Origin of the sequence: Brevundimonas sp. (genome assembly GCF_004210735.1) — a bacterium.
Lineage (GTDB): Bacteria > Pseudomonadota > Alphaproteobacteria > Caulobacterales > Caulobacteraceae > Brevundimonas.
Map to the genome: position 1 here is coordinate 1 of NZ_SDZL01000012.1, position 18,586 is coordinate 18,586.

General features: G+C 63.6%; 15 protein-coding genes. All 15 read left to right on the forward strand.

The window, feature by feature from the left end; genetic code table 11:
- Nucleotides 1-155 precede the first annotated feature (155 nt).
- Nucleotides 156-1,472 (forward strand): proline--tRNA ligase, encoded by a 1,317-nt coding sequence (gene proS, locus EON91_RS04020; protein WP_292091775.1) that lies wholly within the window; start codon nt 156-158, stop codon nt 1,470-1,472.
- Nucleotides 1,469-2,779: a lipoprotein-releasing ABC transporter permease subunit gene (locus EON91_RS04025; RefSeq protein WP_292091776.1), complete on the forward strand. Its 1,311-nt coding sequence runs from the start codon at nt 1,469-1,471 to the stop codon at nt 2,777-2,779. The genes proS and EON91_RS04025 overlap by 4 nt, the downstream gene beginning before the upstream one ends.
- A complete protein-coding gene (locus tag EON91_RS04030) occupies nt 2,772-3,515 on the forward strand; it encodes an ABC transporter ATP-binding protein (RefSeq protein WP_292091778.1) in 744 nt (247 codons plus the stop codon). The genes EON91_RS04025 and EON91_RS04030 overlap by 8 nt, the downstream gene beginning before the upstream one ends.
- 581 nt (nt 3,516-4,096) lie before the next feature.
- Nucleotides 4,097-7,552, forward strand: a complete 3,456-nt coding sequence (dnaE, locus tag EON91_RS04035; protein ID WP_292091779.1) for a DNA polymerase III subunit alpha — start codon at nt 4,097-4,099, stop codon at nt 7,550-7,552.
- Nucleotides 7,552-7,911, forward strand: a complete 360-nt coding sequence (locus tag EON91_RS04040; protein ID WP_292091780.1) for a GFA family protein — start codon at nt 7,552-7,554, stop codon at nt 7,909-7,911. The genes dnaE and EON91_RS04040 overlap by 1 nt, the downstream gene beginning before the upstream one ends.
- 163 nt (nt 7,912-8,074) lie before the next feature.
- Nucleotides 8,075-8,986, forward strand: a complete 912-nt coding sequence (gene rpsB / locus EON91_RS04045; protein ID WP_292091782.1) for a 30S ribosomal protein S2 — start codon at nt 8,075-8,077, stop codon at nt 8,984-8,986.
- Between the two features lie 103 nt (nt 8,987-9,089).
- Complete coding sequence (tsf, locus tag EON91_RS04050) at nt 9,090-10,031, forward strand: translation elongation factor Ts (RefSeq protein WP_292091784.1); 942 nt, start codon at nt 9,090-9,092, stop codon at nt 10,029-10,031.
- A 131-nt stretch (nt 10,032-10,162) separates the two neighbouring features.
- Complete coding sequence (gene pyrH / locus EON91_RS04055; protein WP_292091785.1) at nt 10,163-10,906, forward strand: UMP kinase; 744 nt, start codon at nt 10,163-10,165, stop codon at nt 10,904-10,906.
- A 36-nt stretch (nt 10,907-10,942) separates the two neighbouring features.
- Nucleotides 10,943-11,500 (forward strand): ribosome recycling factor, encoded by a 558-nt coding sequence (gene frr / locus EON91_RS04060; protein WP_292091786.1) that lies wholly within the window; start codon nt 10,943-10,945, stop codon nt 11,498-11,500.
- Nucleotides 11,501-11,533: 33 nt separating this feature from the next.
- The gene (uppS, locus tag EON91_RS04065) at nt 11,534-12,286 is read left to right on the forward strand and encodes a polyprenyl diphosphate synthase (protein ID WP_292091787.1); all 753 of its coding nucleotides are present in this window, start codon (nt 11,534-11,536) and stop codon (nt 12,284-12,286) included.
- Nucleotides 12,286-13,104 (forward strand): phosphatidate cytidylyltransferase, encoded by an 819-nt coding sequence (locus EON91_RS04070; protein ID WP_292091836.1) that lies wholly within the window; start codon nt 12,286-12,288, stop codon nt 13,102-13,104. The genes uppS and EON91_RS04070 overlap by 1 nt, the downstream gene beginning before the upstream one ends.
- A complete protein-coding gene (gene dxr, locus EON91_RS04075) occupies nt 13,101-14,297 on the forward strand; it encodes a 1-deoxy-D-xylulose-5-phosphate reductoisomerase (RefSeq protein ID WP_292091788.1) in 1,197 nt (398 codons plus the stop codon). The genes EON91_RS04070 and dxr overlap by 4 nt, the downstream gene beginning before the upstream one ends.
- Before the next feature lie 19 nt (nt 14,298-14,316).
- The gene (gene rseP, locus EON91_RS04080) at nt 14,317-15,534 is read left to right on the forward strand and encodes an RIP metalloprotease RseP (protein WP_292091789.1); all 1,218 of its coding nucleotides are present in this window, start codon (nt 14,317-14,319) and stop codon (nt 15,532-15,534) included.
- 182 nt (nt 15,535-15,716) lie between these two features.
- Nucleotides 15,717-17,966: an outer membrane protein assembly factor BamA gene (gene bamA, locus EON91_RS04085; RefSeq protein ID WP_292091837.1), complete on the forward strand. Its 2,250-nt coding sequence runs from the start codon at nt 15,717-15,719 to the stop codon at nt 17,964-17,966.
- Between the two features lie 32 nt (nt 17,967-17,998).
- The gene (locus EON91_RS04090) at nt 17,999-18,583 is read left to right on the forward strand and encodes an OmpH family outer membrane protein (RefSeq protein WP_292091791.1); all 585 of its coding nucleotides are present in this window, start codon (nt 17,999-18,001) and stop codon (nt 18,581-18,583) included.
- Nucleotides 18,584-18,586 lie beyond the last annotated feature (3 nt).

Sequence of the window (18,586 nt, forward strand, 5' to 3'; positions counted from 1 at the left end):
GTCTGGGCGTTTGTGATCCTGCTGGTCTTCACGGGCTGGCTGCCGCTGCCGACGGTGGGGCAGGCCTGATCGTGCGAAAGGTGCGCGCGGCCTAGCTTTTGTCCCCGCGCCCCGGCTAAACCTCTGGCCTAACCGCCTTTTGCCGAGAGTCCCCAATGCGCCTGTCGCGCTATTTCCTGCCGACGCTGAAAGAAGCCCCCTCTGACGCCCAGATCGTGTCGCACCAGCTGATGCTGCGCGCGGGCATGATCAAGCAGGAGGCCGCCGGCATCTATGCGTGGCTGCCACTGGGCCTGCGGGTGCTGCGCAGGATCGAGAATATCGTGCGCGAGGAACAGGAGCGGGCAGGGGCTGTAGAGCTGCTGATGCCGACCCTGCAACTGGCCGACCTGTGGCGCGAGAGCGGCCGTTATGACGCCTATGGCCCGGAGATGCTGCGCATCACCGACCGCCACGAGCGGGAACTTCTGTACGGCCCGACCAACGAGGAGATGATCACAGACATCTTCCGGGCCTATGTGAAGAGCTACAAGGCGCTGCCGCTGAACCTCTTCCATATCCAATGGAAATTCCGTGACGAGCGTCGTCCGCGCTTTGGCGTGATGCGCGGTCGCGAGTTCCTGATGAAGGACGCCTACTCGTTCGATCTGGACGAAGCATCGGCCCGAATTGCCTACAACCGCATGTTCGTGGCTTATCTGAACACGTTCGCTCGCATGGGGCTGAAAGCTGTGCCGATGCGCGCGGACACCGGTCCGATCGGCGGCGACCTGAGCCACGAGTTTATTGTCTTGGCTGAAACCGGCGAGAGCGAGGTTTTCTGCGACCGCAAGCTGGTCGAGATGGCGCCGCCCGGACACGGCTTGGACGCCGAGGCGCTGCAGGGCGTGTTCGACGAACGCACGGCGCTCTATGCCGCGACCGAGGAAATGCACGATCAAGCCCAGTTCGAAACCCAGACCGCCGAGAGTGACCGCCTGTCGGCGCGCGGCATTGAGGTTGGCCACATCTTCTATTTCGGCACCAAATACTCGGTCCCGATGAAGGCCAGGGTGGCCGGGCCGGATGGTCAGGACACCGAGGTCCACATGGGCAGCTATGGCGTCGGGGTGTCACGCCTGCTGGGCGCCATCATCGAGGCTAGCCACGACGCTGGAGGTATCATCTGGCCGGACGCCGTGGCGCCGTTCGACGTGGTCGTCATCAACCTGCGCGCCAGTGACGAGGCCGTCTCGGTCGCTTGCGAGGAAGCGGTGTTCAGGCTGGAAGCGGCAGGCAAGGATGTCCTGTACGACGACACCGACGAACGGCCGGGCGGCAAATTCGCTACCGCAGACCTGATCGGCGTACCTTGGCAACTGACGATTGGACCCAAGGGCCTGGCTGATGGCGTCGTAGAGTTGAAACGCCGCGCCACCGGCGAGAAGCAGACCCTTCCGCTGGACGCGGCGATCGAGTTGCTGACGCAATGAGCGACGCCGCCGCGCCGTCCACGCCCCGTCCGGTGAAACCGGCCGGGCCATTCGCCCGGTGGGAGCTGGATCTGGCCCTGCGGTACCTTCGCGCCAAGCGCAAGGAGGGCGGCATCGCCCTGATCGCCATCATCTCCTACGTCGCGATCGCCCTTGCGGTCATGGCGCTGATTACCGTGATGAGCATCATGGCCGGATTCCGCGCCGAACTGCTCAGCCGGATGCTGTCGTTCAATGGACACATGTATGTTTCGGGCGCGCCCCTGACAGCGCCCGATCGCGATGCGATCGTCAAGCGACTGCGCGACGTGCCGGGCGTCGTCAGCGTCACCCCGCTGGTCGAGGCCCAGAGCCTGCTGCGTGCGGGCGGTCAGACGACGGGAGCCATCGTCCGCGGGGTTCAGACCGGCGATCTGGAGTCGATGCAGTTCGTTTATCAAAGCCTCTCGGCCAAGGCCCGCACGGATTTCGGCAAGGGCGCCTATGGCGGTGATCGCGTCCTGATCGGCAAGGCTCTCGCGGAAAGCCTGGGCGTGAACGAGGGCGACCCCATCACCTTCTATTCCCCGACGGGCGCCGACAGCGCGTTCGGCAATCTGGGCGGGTTGGAGAAAACCTATTTTGTAGGCGGTGTCTTCAGCTCCGGCACGGCCGACTTCGACCGCAGCTTCATCTTCATGCCGCTGGAGCAGACCCAGTTGTTCTTCGGCAAGGAAGGACTGTGGGATGTGATCGAGCTCAAGGTCGCCGAGCCGGATCAGGTTCAGAAATACCTTGAACCCGTGCATGCCGCGGCCGGTCCGGGCTCGCTGGTCACCGACTGGCGTAATCGTCTGGCCGCCTTCTGGGGCGCGCTGAAGGTCGAGCGCGTGGCGATGAGCATCATCCTGGGTCTGGTCGTCGCCATCGCAGCGTTGAACATCATTAGCGGCATTGTCATGCTGGTGAAGAACAAGACGCGTGATATCGCCATCCTGCGCACCGTTGGCGCCAGCCGCGGATCGATGCTGAGAGTGTTCTTCCTGGCCGGCTCGATGATCGGCGTGGCGGGGACGGTGACAGGCCTGGTTCTGGGCCTGTTGTTCTGTCTGAACATCGGCGCGATCCAGCACTTCCTCGAGGGTCTGTTCGGCGTTCAACTGTTTAATGCCGACGTCTATATGCTGGAGGCCATTCCGGCGCTGGTGGATCCGGCGGACGTGACCTGGGTGGCCATCTGGTCGTTGTTCATGTCGTGCGTCGCCAGCCTGATTCCGTCGTGGCAGGCCGCCAGGCTCGATCCGGTGGAAGCCCTGCGATATGAGTAAGATGCCCCGGAAATCAAAGATCGCAACCCAAGTTGACGGCGCGCCGACCCTGTCGCTGCGGGGCGTAACGCGCACCTATCCGACCGCTCAGGGTGGTCTGACTGTCCTGAAAGGCGTCGATCTGGACGTCATGCCGGGCGAGGTCGTCGGCTTGATCGGCCCGTCCGGATCGGGGAAGTCGTCTCTTCTGCACGCCGCCGGTCTCCTGGAGCATCCGACGAGTGGACGGGTGCTCATAGATGGTCAGGACGTGGCCGATCTGGACGAAGGCGCACGCACGCGCCTGCGCCTGTCGCGCATCGGATTCGTCTACCAGTTTCACCACTTGCTGCCGGAATTCGACGCCTGCGATAACGTCGCTCTGCCGATGCGTATCGCAGGCGTAAGGCACGCTGAAGCGCGGCGTCTCGCTGAACAGATGCTGACGTCCCTAGGCCTTGGCGATCGCGTGACTCATCAGCCGGGGCAGCTTTCTGGCGGCGAGCAGCAGCGTGTCGCCATCGCGCGCGCCCTGGCCAACAGCCCGCGCCTGCTACTGGCCGATGAGCCGACCGGCAACCTGGATCCGGCCACTAGTCAGGCGGTGTTTGAAAGCTTGCGCGCCCACGCCAAGTCCACGGGCGTGGCGGCCTTGATCGCCACGCACAACATGGAACTGGCCGGCCATATGGACCGCGTCTTCGCCATCAAGGACGGCCATCTCGAAGAGCGAGCGCCAGAGAGCCACGCCTATTGAAGCTTGGCCGTTTGAGCGGACTCATAAAGTCCAGTTAGCGGTTGGGCGTGCTGATCCTGATCATCAAAAGCTGGCCGCAGTACGAAGGCACCCGCTCCTTTGTGGATTGACGGGGGACGCCATGCGGCGGGCGAACCGGCGCCGGATGACCCCGACTTCGACGCATACACCGCTCGCCCGATTCCACTTGTCTGGTCTGGAACGCGCCACCGGCCAGACATTCCATGGGCAGACGCTCCGGCGGCATGGGCGCTACCGATTAGTGCTTGCCGTGTCGCAAGCGACTTGACGCGAACGAATGCAGAACATAGAACATACAGGGAACGATGACTTTGGGAGAGCTGTCATGCCGCGTGTGTTTAGGGACTTGCTGTCGCTGGCTTCGTGTGGCGGCTTTGTCTGGATGGTCTGGCAGGTGGCCTTGATGTCTGCTCCCGTTTAGATTTAGGCGGGGAGTTGAGGGCAGCGGCCTATCCACAAGCGCTGGTCTTAGGTGATGCTTTCAGGTGTCGCTGTCCGGTCTGATGTGAGACTTCACATGAGCGCTCGCTGGGCATTTGCTCTAGGCGAGAGCGGATGGAGTGCGTGCGGCGGTGAATGATCAAGGCTTTGTCCATCTGAGGGTCCGCAGCGCCTATTCCTTGCTGGAAGGGGCGATCAAGGCCGGGAAGATCGGCAAGATGGCGGCCGATACGGGCATGCCGGCGGTGGCCGTGGCGGATCGCGCCAATCTGTTCGGAGCGCTGGAGTTCAGCCAGGCGACCAAGGATGCGGGGGTTCAGCCGATCATCGCCTGCGCCCTGCCTGTGCTGGGCATTGGCGGACAAATGTCCGAACGCTGGGCCAAGACGCCGACCGTAGTTTTGCTGGTCCAGAATGAGCAAGGTTGGCTCAATCTGTGCGCCCTGTCGTCCGCTGCCTACCTGGAGGCTGGCGAGATGGCCGAGCCCGGGGTGCCCTGGGGACAAGTTGTGGATAAGTCCGAGGGACTGATCCTCCTATCGGGCGGTTCCGATGGGCCAGTCAATCCCTTGTTCGCGCAAGGTAAGCCGTCGGAAGGACAAGCGGCGCTGAACGAGATGAAGCGCGTCTTCGGTGACCGCTTTTATGTCGAACTGCAGAGGCACGGCTGGCCGCATGAAGCGATGGCGGAGCCGGGTTTGGTCGAATGGGCCTATGCCAACGATGTGCCGCTGGTCGCCACCAATGACGTCTATTACGCCAGGGCTGCGCAGGCGAAGTCGCACGACGCCCTGCTTTGCATCGCCGACGGCGCCTTCACCGGCCAGGACGAGCGTCGACGGGTCACCGACCAGCACTGGTTCAAACCGGCCGCCGACATGCGGGCGCTGTTCCATGACCTGCCAGAGGCCTGCGACAATACGCTGGATATCGCGCGGCGCTGCGCGTTTCTGGTGCAGACGCGTGCGCCAATCCTGCCGCGTTTCGACGCGGGTGCGGGACGAAACGAATCCGATGAATTGGCCCACCAGGCGCGCGAGGGGCTGAAGGCGCGGCTGCAACAGGTCGTCCCGGCGGCGTCGGAGGAAGACTACTGGAGCCGGCTGGAGTGGGAGGTCGGGATTATCCAGCAGATGGGGTTCCCGGGCTATTTCCTGATCGTGTCGGACTTCATCAAATGGGCCAAGCTGCACGGCATTCCCGTGGGGCCGGGCCGGGGCTCGGGTGCGGGGTCGCTGGTGGCTTGGTCCCTGACCATCACTGACCTGGACCCCTTGCGGTTCGGCCTGCTGTTCGAGCGGTTCCTTAATCCCGAGCGGGTCTCCATGCCCGACTTCGATATCGACTTCTGCCAGGAGCGGCGGGAAGAGGTGATCGACTACGTTCAGGACCGGTACGGCAACGACCGGGTCGCCCAGATCATCACCTTCGGCACGCTTCAGGCGCGCGCCGTACTGCGCGATGTCGGCCGTGTGTTGCAGATGCCCCTGGGCCAGGTTGACCGTCTGGCCAAGATGGTTCCGGCCAACCCGGCCAATCCCGTCACCCTGGCGCAGGCCATCGATCTGGAGCCCCGTCTGCGCGAGGCGCGGGATGCCGAGAAATCGGTTCAGGCCCTGCTGGAAACCGCACTGGAGCTTGAGGGGCTGTATCGCAACGCCTCGACCCACGCGGCGGGGATCGTCATCGGCGACCGACCTCTGACGGAACTGGTTCCTCTGTATCAGGATCCCCGGTCAACCATTCCGGCCAGCCAGTTCAACATGAAATGGGTTGAGCCGGCGGGTCTGGTGAAGTTCGACTTCCTGGGCCTGAAGACGTTGACGGTGCTGGACAGGGCGCGAGGCTATCTGGAGCGGCGGGGCGCCGCGCAGGACTGGAACCTGCTGCCGCTGGACGACGGCAAGACCTACGAACTGATGGCCTCGGGCCAGACGGTGGGTGTGTTCCAGCTGGAATCCCAAGGCATGCGCGACACCTTGCGCAAGATGCGCTGTGGCTCCATCGAAGAGATCACGGCCCTGATCTCTCTCTATCGCCCCGGTCCAATGGAGATGATCGATACCTATATCGACCGGAAATTCGGCCGGGCCGAGGTGGACTATCTGCATCCCACCCTGACCGAGGTGCTCAAGGAAACTTACGGCGTCATCATCTACCAGGAACAGGTGATGAAGATCGCCCAGATTCTGGCGGGTTACAGCCTGGGCGAGGCCGACCTGCTGCGCCGGGCCATGGGCAAGAAGAAGAAGGAGGAGATGGACTTCCAGCGGGCGCGCTTCATCAAGGGCGCCTCCGAAAAGAACGTGCCGGAGGCGCAGTCCGGATCCATCTTCGACCTTGTGGCCAAATTCGCGGGCTATGGTTTCAACAAGTCGCACGCTGCGGCCTATGCCCTGATCAGCTTCCAGACCGGTTGGTTGAAGGCCAACCATCCGGTGGAGTTTTTCGCCGCGTCGATGTCGCTGGATCTGTCGAACACCGACAAGCTGGCGGTCTTCTATCAGGACTGTCGCCGGTTCGAAGTGCCGGTCCTGACGCCAGACATCAACCGATCCAGCGCCGACTTCGACGTGCAGTGGGCGGGCGGAGAGGGGGCTGTGCTCTATGCCCTCGGCGCCATCCGCAACGTGGGCCTCGAGGCCATGAAGCACGTTATCGAGGTGCGCGAGACCGGCGGGCGGTTCGCCGACATCTTTGACTTCCTGGAACGCGTCGATCCTCGCGCCGTGAACAAGCGCGCGCTTGAGGGATTGGCCAAGGCCGGGGCGTTCGACAGCATTCATCCGAACCGGCGACAACTGTTCGAGCAGGCCGATACGTTGATGGCCTATTGTCAGAGCGTCGCGGCCGAACGGGCGTCTTCTCAGGTCAGCCTGTTCGGCGCCGATCAGGCGGGCGCCGCGCGACCCCGCCTGCGCAGCGTTGAAATGTGGGCCGGGCCGGACAAGCTGGATCAGGAGCTGTCGGCGGTCGGATTTTATCTGTCGGGGCACCCGCTGGAGGAACTGACGCCTGCCCTGAAGCGCAAGCGGGTGACCTTCGTCGCCGAGGCGCAGGGGTTAGCCGAGGCGGGGCATGAGGCGTTCCAGATGGCCGGCGTTGTGCGTCGCCGTCAGGAGCGGGCCAGCGCCAAAACGGGTGAGAAATTCGCATTCGTCACTTTCTCGGATCCCACGGGGGAGTTCGAATGCCTCTTCCCGCCGGAACAACTGCGCCGCTGCCGTGAAACCTTGGAGGTCGGCGCATCTGTTCTGGTGAAGGTGCGGGCCAAGTCGGCGGATGGAGAGGTGCGGTTCTTTGGCGATGACGCCAGTCGGATGGACATCCTTCTGGATGACACTCAGATCGGACTGCGCGTTGTCATGTCGGCCGCGGCGGCCGACGCGGAGGCGCTGAAGGCCCGGCTGGAACGCGCGCGCGCCCAGGGCAAGGGGGGCGAGGTCTGGTTGCAGGCGACACTGGGAGGCCTGCATGAGGTCGAGATCAAACTGCCGGGCCGATACAGACTGGACGCAGCCCTGCGAGGGGCGCTGAAATCCGCGCCGGGCGTGGTGATGCTGGAGGACGCGTGATGAGCGAGACGAAAACCCATACGGGGTCGTGCCACTGCGGGGCCGTGACCTATGAAGTCGATACCGGGCTGGATGGCCTGATCGAATGCAACTGTTCGCACTGTTATCGGAAGGGGTTTGTTCTGGCCTTCTCGCCGCGCAGCGCATTCCGGCTGACGGCGGGCGAGGATGCAACCACCAGCTATTTCTTCAACCAGCACAAGATCGATCACCGATTCTGCAAAACCTGCGGCGTTCAGCCGTTCGGTTATGGCGTGGCCCCTGACGGATCCGACGTCGCGGCGATCAATGTGCGCACCCTGACTGATATCGAGCCCTGGGGCTGGACCGCGCAACGCGTGGATGGGCGAAGCTTCTAGCCGTTCCGCTTGCCTTTCGGGGCTATCCCGACTACATGGCGCGCGCACTTCGCAACGCAGGCGTGGCGCATTCCGGGGAGACATCCCGGTCTGCTCCGTTCCGAGGGCCTTCAAAAGCCTTTATCGCCTGCGCCACGCTGATCGGAAAAAGGACAAGACGATCATGGCTCTGCCTGAATTCTCCATGCGCACCCTGCTGGAAGCCGGCGCTCACTTCGGTCACCAGACGCACCGCTGGAATCCGAAGATGGACCGCTACATCTTCGGCTCGCGCTCGAACATCCACATCATCGACCTGTCGCAGACGATGCCGCTGTTCCACCAGGCTCTGGTGGCCGTGCGTGAAGTCGCCGCCAAGGGCGGTCGCGTGCTGTTCGTCGGCACCAAGCGCCAGGCCGCGGATCCCGTGGCTGAAGCCGCCAAGCGCTGCGCGCAATACTACATGAACAACCGCTGGCTCGGCGGCACCCTGACCAACTGGCGCACCGTGTCGGGCTCGATCGCTCGCCTGCGCGAGTTGGAAGGTGTTCTGGAAGGTAACGGCGAAGGCCGTAACAAGAAGGAACTGCTGACCCTCCAACGCGAGAAGGACAAGCTGGAGCTGTCGCTGGGCGGCATCAAGGACATGGGTTCGATTCCGGACATCATGTTCGTGATCGACACCAACAAGGAAGCGATCGCGATCCAGGAAGCTCGCAAGCTGAACATCCCGATCATCGCCATCCTGGACACCAACTCGGACCCCGACGGCATCACCTATCCGGTCCCCGGCAACGACGACGCCGCTCGCGCCATCCAGACCTACTGCGACCTGATTGCCGACGCCGTTCTGGACGGTCTGGCCGCCGGCGCTTCGGCGTCGGGCGTGGACCTGGGCGCTTCGGAAACTCCGGTCGAGCCGATGCTGCGTGAAGCCTCGGCCCCGAAGGCTGAAGCCGAAGCCGCTCCGGCCGGCACGGAAGCTGTCGCTGCCGAGCTGGAAGCCGCCGCTGCCCCGGCCGTTGCCGACGAAGCTGCCCAGGAAGCGACTTCGGAAGCCAACGACGCCGTCGAAACCGAGAAGGCTGCGGTCTGAGGATCGCAACGACCTTCCTTTGAAGGTCGTACGTCGAACTGACATACGGCCGGGCTAATCACCCGGCCGTTCCCGCATACGCAATACCCCCAAGGAGAAGAACATGGCCGAGATCACTGCCGCCCTCGTGAAGGAACTTCGCGAGCGTTCGGGCGTCGGCATGATGGACTGCAAGAAGGCGCTGGTTGAGAACAACGGCGACATCGATGCGGCTATCGACTGGCTGCGCGCCAAAGGCCTGTCCAAGGCCGCCAAGAAGGCTGACCGCGTCGCCGCTGAAGGTCTGGTCGCCGTCGCTTCGCGCGAAGACGGCGCCGGTGAAGTCGCCGCCGCGATCGAGTTCAACGCGGAAACCGACTTTGTCGCCCGCAACGACCTGTTCCAGAACGCCGCCAAGCAGTTCGCCGCTGTGGCCCTGCATCATGACACCGTCGAGGCCGTGAACGCCGCGACGCTGGAAAACGGCAAGACCGTTCAGGACGAAGTGACCCACCTGGTCGCCACCATCGGCGAGAACATGCAGGTGCGTCGCGCCGCCCGTCTGGCCGTCTCGCAGGGCGTGGTTTCGTCCTACGTCCACAACGCGGTGTCGCCGGGCGTTGGCCGCATCGGCGTGCTGGTCGCTCTGGAAGGCGAGGGTGACAAGGTCGCCCTGCGCGAACTGGGCCGCAAGATCGCCATGCACGTCGCCGCCACGGCGCCGCTGTCGCTGAACACGGACGACCTGGATCCGGCCGCGATCGAAAAGGAACGCGCCGTGCTGATCGAGAAGGCCAAGGAAGAAGGCCGTCCCGAGAACATGATCGAAAAGATCGTCGAGGGTCAGATCAACAAGTTCCAGAAGGACGTGGTGCTGTCCAAGCAGCCGTTCGTCATGGATCCCGACGTGACCATCGAACAACTGGTCGCCAACTCGGCCAAGGAACTTGGCTCCTCGAACCTGCATCTGGCCGGTTTCGTCCGCCTGGCGCTGGGCGAGGGTGTCGAAAAGGTCGAGGGTCCGGACTTCGCTTCGGAAGTCGCCTCGATGACCGGCGGCAACTAAGCTGTGAATTTCCCCGCTCAGGCGGGGAGATTTTTCTTTCAGGGCGCGTTCGGCTTTGATGGCCGGCGCGCCCTTCGTCTATGATCGGCTGCCCGATTCCGGGTGTGCCCAGTTTCGCCAATGGATTCCGCATGCCCGACGCTGACCCCGCCTTCCGCTACAAACGTGTCCTGCTCAAGGTTTCGGGCGAGGTGCTGATGGGCGATCAGGCCTATGGCGTCGATATGAAGACGGTCGATGTCGTGGCTCAGGCGGTCGCCCGTGTGGCGCGCGAAGGGGTCGAGATCTGCCTGGTCATCGGCGGTGGCAATATCTTCCGTGGTCTGTCGAAGGCCGCCGAGGGGATGGAGCGCGCCACGGCCGACTATATGGGCATGCTGGCGACCATCATGAACGCCCTGGCCATGCAGGCGGCGCTGGAGAAGATCGGCGTCGATACGCGGGTGCAGAGCGCCATTCCGATGGCCGCCATCGCCGAGCCCTACATCCGGCGCCGCGCCCTGCGGCATCTGGAAAAGGGTCGGGTCGTCATCTTCGCCGCCGGCGTGGGCGCGCCCTTCTTCACGACCGATTCAGGCGCCGCGCTGCGGGCCGCCGAAATGGGCTGTGACGCCCTGTTGAAGGGCACCAGCGTCGACGGCGTCTATTCCGCCGACCCCAAGAAGGATTCGACCGCTACCCGCTATGAGCGCCTGACCTATCAGGACGTGCTGGCCAAGGATTTGCGCGTCATGGACGCGTCGGCCATCGCCTTGATGCGCGACAGCGGTATTCCGATCGTGGTCTTCTCGATCCGCGAGGATGACTCGCTGAGGAAGACTCTGATGGGCGAAGGCACCTATACCGTTATCAGCAACGACAAGACCGCCGGCTGACCGCCAGGCGATCCCAGGACTATCGAGGAAAAGGCCATGGCCAAGCCCGAACTGAGCACCTACCGCGACCGCATGGACAAGGCTGTCGCCGCCCTGAAAGAGGAATTCGGCGGTCTGCGCACCGGGCGCGCCAACGCCGGTCTGCTGGATCCGGTACAGGTGGAGGCCTATGGCTCGACCTCACCGCTCAACGCCGTAGCGGCCATCAGCGTGCCCGAGCCGCGCATGATTTCGGTCAGCGTGTGGGACAAGGGCATGGTGGTCGCGGTCGAAAAGGCGATCCGCGCCGCCGGTCTGGGCTTGAACCCGATCGTGGACGGTCAGACGCTGCGGGTTCCGATCCCGCCCCTGACCGAGGAGCGCCGCAAGGATCTGGCCAAGCTGGCCGGCAAATACGCCGAGCAGCAGAAGATCGCCGTGCGCAACGTTCGCCGCGACGCCAATGACGACCTCAAGAAGGCCGAAAAGGCGGGCGATATCAGCCAGGACGAACAGAAGAAGATGGAGACCGAGGTCCAGAAGGACACGGACGCCGCCATCAAGCGCATCGACGAGGCCTTGAAGGTCAAGGAAGTCGAGATCATGCAGGTCTGAGGCGGCACTCCGCCCGGAAGGAATCTACTCGACATGACGGTCGATCCCGCCGTTTCCAATACCGCTGACGGGCCCCGGCACGTCGCGCTCATCATGGACGGAAACGGACGCTGGGCGCAGCGCCGGGGTCTTGCGCGCGCGGTGGGTCACCGCGAGGGCGTGCAGGCGTTGAAGCGGACGGTTGAAGCGGCGCCTGATCTGGGAATCCGTTGCCTGACTGTCTTCGGCTTCTCGACCGAGAATTGGCGCCGGCCGGCAGACGAAGTTTCGGATCTGATGGGTCTGGTTCGGGCCTATGTGAAAAGTGATCTGACGCGATTGGCGCGTGGCGGCGTGCGGCTGAAGGTGCTGGGTTTGCGCGAAGGCGTGCCCGTGGATATCGCCGGCCTGATCGACAAGGCCGAGGCGGATACGGCGCACAACGACCGCTTCCTGCTTCAGGTGGCGTTCAACTATGGCGGCCGGGCCGACATCGTCCACGCGGCGCAACGTCATTTCGAGCGCGTGCAGGCCGGAGAGGCGAGCGGGCCTTTGACGGAGGCTCTTCTGGAGACGGGGCTATCCACGGCCGGTGCGCCGCCGCTGGACCTGATCGTCAGGACGTCCGGCGAGGTCCGTCTGTCCAATTTCATGCTGTGGGAAGCCGCTTACGCCGAACTGGTGTTCCAGGACATCCTGTGGCCCGACTACGGCCGTGACGCGCTGGCCGAGGCCGTGGCCCAGTATCACGAACGGAACCGCCGTTTCGGCGGAGTGGATTTGACGCCGGAGCTGGTAGCGGGATGATGGCGTTTCGCGGTCGTGACATCGGGCCCAGGGCCGCGTCCGCCGTCGTGCTGGCGCCGGCCGCCGTGGCTGCGACCTGGGCCGGCGGGGTGTGGTTCCTGGCCCTGATGCTGCTGGCTTGCGCGCTCTTGGCCGTGGAGTGGGCGATGATGAGCGCGCCCCGCGCGTGGCGGGTCGTGGGCGTGACGATAGCCGTGTCGCTGTTCGCGGCTGTGATCGCCGCGCATTTATCGCAAATGTCCCTTGCCTTTGTCTTGCTGGTCGTAGGGGCTGGCGTGTCGGCCCTGTTCGCCAGGCGCTGGGGCCAGGAAGCGATCGACGGCGCCTATGGCGTCCTCTACCTCGGCTGGCCGGCCGTTCTGCTGATCTGGCTGCGCGACATGGATTCGACGACCGGTCTGTACTGGACCGTGCTGGTGTTCGCGGTCGCCTGGGCCGCTGACATTCTGGCCTATCTGGTCGGAAGCACGGTCGGTGGCCCCAAGCTGTGGCCGCGTTTCTCTCCGAACAAGACATGGTCCGGCTTCATCGGCGGGCTGGTGGCCGGGATGATCGCAGGGGGCGTGATGGCCGCCTGGCTGGACATGGGGCATCTGACAGCGCTGTGGGGCGCTGTATTGGGCCTCGGCGCAGCATTGGCGACAATGGCTGGTGACCTGTGGGAGTCGGCCCTCAAGCGTCGTTTCGGGGTCAAGGACGCGGGTAACCTGATCCCGGGCCACGGCGGATTGCTGGACCGAGTTGACGGCCTGATGTTCGCCGTCGTCGTCGTGGCGTTTGGTCGTCTGCTGGTGCTGATGCTGGAGCGCGGCGTTTGATCCAGCGTCGGGTGACTGTACTTGGATCGACCGGTTCGGTCGGTGTCTCCACGCTTGATCTGATGGCCCAGGCCGAAGCGGCCGGGTCCGCGCGGTTCGAGATCGAGGCCCTGACCTGCGGCAGCAATGTTGCGCTGCTGATCGAGCAGGTGCGCCGCTGGCGACCAAAGCTGGCGGTGACGGCCGATCCTTCAGGGCTGGCGGCGCTGCGCGAGGGGTTGGCGGGAACGGGTGTTGAGGTCGCGGCGGGCGAGGACGCGGTCGTTGAAGCAGCGGCCCGGCCGGTGGAATGGATCATGGCGTCCATCGTCGGCGCCGCCGGCCTTCGCTCAGCCTGGGCGGCCGCCGCGACCGGCGCGACGCTTGCGCTGGCGAACAAGGAAAGCCTGGTCTGCTGTGGACCCGCTTTGATCGAGCGGGTCAGGACAGCGGGGGGGCGGGTAATTCCGGTGGATTCCGAGCACTCCGCGATTTTTCAGGTGTTTCCCGCCGACGCGCCCGAACGGGTCGCGCGGCTGATCCTGACGGCCTCGGGGGGGCCTTTCCGTCAAACACCGCTGGCAGCGCTGCGTGGCATCACACCCGAGCAGGCAGTGGCCCACCCTAACTGGAGCATGGGCGCCAAGATATCCGTCGATAGCGCCACCATGGCCAACAAGGGTCTGGAGACTATTGAAGCGGCGTATCTGTTTGATACGCCTGCTGGGCGTATCGACGTAGTGGTTCACCCGGAATCGATTATCCACAGCCTTGTGGAATATGTGGATGGATCGACGCTGGCCCAGATGGGACCGCCGGACATGAAGACGCCGATCGCTTGCGCCTTGGCCTGGCCTGACCGCCTGGCCTGGCCGGCGCCTCGGCTGGACCTTGCAGCCTTGGGTCAATTGACCTTTGAGGCGCCAGACGAAACCCGTTTTCCGGCCCTGCGGCTGGCGCGTGAGGCCCTGATGGCGGGGGGCGCGGCGCCGACCGTCTTCAACGCCGCCAACGAGGTGGGCGCGATGGCCTTCCTTGACCGTCGTCTGGCCTTTCTCAATATTGCCGCAGTCGTCGCAGAAACCCTTGAGGTCCTGGCGACGGTGACGGGGATTTCAGACTCCGGCGACGCGTGCGAGGCGGCCCTGGCGATCGACTCCGAAGCGAGGCGTGTCGCCCAGGCGGTCGTGCAGCGACGTGGATTCGTGGTCTGATGATTAGGATGGAGACGGCATGATCGGCGCGCTTGGACAGGTCCTGGCCTATATCGTGCCGTTTCTGCTGGTGCTCACCCTTGTGGTGACCATCCATGAACTGGGCCATTTCCTGGTTGCGCGCGCGTTTCGCGTGAAGATCGACCGGTTCGCCATCGGCTTTGGCCGCGCCCTGTTCAGCCGTACGGACCGCCATGGCGTCGAATGGCGCGTCGGCTGGATGCCGCTGGGCGGCTATGTGAAATTCGCGGGCGATCTGGATGCCTCCAGCGTGCCCGACCAGGCGGGTCTGGCCGAACTGCGTCAGCGGATCATCGCGGAGGAAGGCCCCGGCGCCGAGCGCGCCTATTTCCACTTCAAGCCGGTGTGGCAGCGCGCCCTGGTGACGGCAGCGGGTCCGATCGCGAATTTCATTCTGGCCATCGTGATCTTCACGGTCCTTTTCACTGCCGTGGGGGTCGAGCTTCGCCCGGCCAATGTCGCACAGGTTCAACCCGGTTCACCGGCAGCTTCCGCCGGTTTCCGCGCGGGCGACGTGATCACCGCCGTTAACGGCAAGACCATCACAGACGCCGGCGAGGTAACTCGCGTGGTCGCCCTGAGCAGCGGCGATCCGGTGCGCTTCACTGTCGAGCGCGGTGCGCAGGTCATGCAAATCGTGGCCACGCCGGAACGTCGCGTGGAGAATGATCCGATCGCGGGCAAGATCAGCGTCGGTCGTATCGGCTTGGGGCTGGCGTCATCCGCTACCGATGTGCGTCACGTGCGCTATAATCCGATCGAGGCGGTGGGGCAGGGGGTGCGTGAGACCGGAGCCGTGCTGGGCACGACCCTGACCTATCTCGGGCGGATCGTGACAGGCCGCGAATCCGGCGATCAACTGAGCGGTCCCCTGGGCATCGCCAAGGCGTCGGGCGCTCTGACCAATGCAGCCGTTAAGGCCAACCCGGATCCGGTCTACATCGCAGCCAATCTGGCGCTGACGCTCACGAGCTTCGCCGCCATACTTTCGATCGGAATCGGCTTTCTAAACCTGTTGCCCATCCCGATACTGGACGGCGGCCACCTGGTTTTCTACGCCTATGAGGCGGTGGCGCGGCGTCCCGTGGCGGCAAGGGTCCAGGAAGCAGGATATCGGGTCGGTCTTGCTTTGCTGGCGGGTTTGATGTTGTTCGCGACCTGGAACGACCTGCAGAAGCTCAATCTCTTCAAATTCCTCGGCGGGCTCGTTTCATGAGCCGACGCCAGCCCCCGACGGTTTCCTATATGACTCACACTGATACGCGCGCTTCCTACCGACTGGGTGGCCGAGCCAGCATTCTGGCCCTGATGGTCGCCGCCGGTCTGACCGCGCCTGCATTCGCCCAGCAACAGCCGGCCCAGGCGCCGATCACGGTCGAGGTTCCGGCCGAAGCGGTTATGCCACAGGCGATCCGCATCAACCGTATTCAGGTGCGCGGCAACCAGCGGATCGATCAAACGACCGTTCTGTCCTATCTGCCGATTCAGCCAGGTGACGCTGTCGACGCCACCACGCTGGATGTCGCAGTTCGCACACTGTCCCGCACCGGGCTATTCGCGGATGTGCAGATCGGCGTTCAGAACGGTGATCTGGTCGTTGAGATCGTCGAGAACCCCATCATCAACCAGGTGGTGTTCGAAGGAAACAGGGCGGTCAACGAAACCAAGCTGACCGAGGAAGTCACGCTGAAGCCGCGGGGCATTTATACGCGCGCGCGTGTCCAGGAAGATGTCGGCAGCCTGGTGGAGCTGTACCGCCTGTCCGGCCGTATCTCGGCGACAGTGACTCCTAAACTGGTTCAGCTCGACCAAAACCGCGTCGACGTCGTGTTCGAAATTAATGAGGGACCGGAGACGGGCCTGCAGTCGATCAACTTCCTGGGTAACGCGGCCTTTTCGGACAATGACCTGCGCGACGTGATGGTCAGCAAGCAGTCGCGTTGGTGGCGGCTGTTCAGCTCTAACGACAACTATGATCCGAACCGGCTGGATTACGATCGCGAACAACTGAGAAAATTCTACACCAACCGCGGCTACTACGATTTCCGTATCGTTTCCGGTGTGTCTGAACTTGCGCCCGACAATAGCGCCTTCCTGATGACGCTTACGGTTGAGGAAGGGGATCGATATAATTTTGGCGAGATCAAGGTCGTTACCGAGAACGAGCGACTGAACGCCGAATTTCTGAAACGTATACTGCCGATCCGTTCGGGCCAGCTGTTTGAAAGCGACCGGATTGAAAGCTCAGTTGACGCCCTGACCTTCGCGGCCGGTTCGGCCGGCTATGCATTCGTCGAGATCAACCCGAGCTATCACGCCAATCCCGAAACCGACACCGTCGATGTGACGTTCAACGTGAGCGAGGGGCAGCGTGTCTATATTGATCGCATCAACGTTGTGGGTAACACTCGGACGATTGATCCAGTCATTCGCCGGGAATTGCTGCTGACCGAAGGGGACGCCTTCAACCGCGCGCTGATGGAGCGGTCGCGGAATAACCTTCGTGCTCTGGGCTTCTTCAAGGACGTCAAGATCGAAGAGGCGCGCGGCAGCGCCGATGATCGTTCCATCGTTAATGTGACGCTTGAGGAGCAACCCACCGGCGAGCTTTCGGTCGGTGCGGGTTTCAGCTCGGTCGATTCCTTCGTCGTCAACCTGGGCATTTCGGAACGCAACTTCCGTGGCCGGGGCCAGAACGTTGTCGCCCGCGTTGAGTGGGGGTCGCTGCGGCAACAGGCCGATTTCCGATTCACCGAACCCAAATTCCTAGGGCGCGATCTTCGCGCAGGTTTCGACCTGTTCCACTCACGGTACGATCTGAGCGACTATTCTTCCTATGACTACAAGTCGACGGGGGCTGGCCTCCGTCTGTCGTATCCACTCAATGCCTACACGCTGTTCAGCCCGCGATATTTCCTGAAGGCTGACGAAATCATCGTCCCTTTCAGCTATTGCGGTTCGGCAGGACAGGGGTCGTCGGCGCTTTGTGATCAGATCGGCTCGTTCGTGAATTCGTCCGCGGGCTATACCCTGTATGTCGACCGTCGAAATGATCCGGTTCGGCCGACGCGCGGGTGGACGGGCTCGCTGCGTCAGGATCTGGCCGGTATCGGCGGCGACGTGAACTATCTGAAGACCGAGGCGGACGCGTCGTGGTTCTGGGGCGTGCGTCCGAACTGGACCGTCAGTGTACAGGGCCAGGTCGGCTACATCTCGGGCTGGTCGGGCGACTCGATCCGGATCAACGACCGTTTCTTCAAGGGCGGCAACACCTTCCGTGGTTTCGAAACCGCCGGTATGGGGCCGCGCGACCTGACAACCAATGACTCGCTCGGCGGCAATTTCTACGCCATCGGAACGGTCGAACTGACCCTGCCGAATGGACTGCCTGAACAATACGGCATTCGCACCTCCCTGTTTGCGGATGTCGGTACCCTGGGGATGCTGGACGACCGTTACCTGATCAACTCTGCGGGCCAGCCCAATACCAACATCGTCGATGACCTTGCGCTTCGGGCCTCTGCCGGCCTGAGTGTGCACTGGAAGTCGCCGATGGGGCCGATCCGCTTTGATTTCGCCAAGGTTCTGGCGAAGGAAGACTACGACGAGACCGAGAGCTTCCGTTTCTCGACCTCCACCCAGTTCTAAACCGCGGCGTTCGTCCGCATTAAAGGCCTGCCATGAAACTGTTCGCTATCGGCGCTTTCACCCTCGCTTCGCTCGCCGCCACGGGCGCCGCCGCCCAAGCTCAAGGTCCGCAAAACCCCGGCCCGGCGCTGCCGGGCGTCTGCGTCTATTTCAACCAGCGCGCTATGGCGCAGTCGACCGCCGGTCAGGCTGTGCAGGCCCGCATGGAGCAACTGGCGACTGAGGTTCGCGGCGAGCTGCAGCCCTACGCCACCGCGATCCAGACCGAAGCCCAGGCCCTGCAAGCCGGCGCCCAGACCATTCCGGCTGATCAGCAGAACCAGCGCCGTCAGGCGTTGCAACAGCGCGTTCAGGAAGCCCAGCAACTGGAGCAGACCCGCGACAACGAGCTTCGCTACACCTTGTCGGAACAGCGCAAGAAGATCACCGAAGTGATCGAACCGATCCTGGTCGCCGTCTATCAAGAGCGCGGCTGTGGTATCATGATCGATCGCGAGAGCGTCTACATGGTGAACCCGGCCATGGATGTGACCGATGTCATCATCCAGCGCGCCAATGCCGCCCTGCCGACCCTGAGCTTCAGCCGCCTGCAGGTTCCGGTCCAGCAGGCCCAGTAAGGG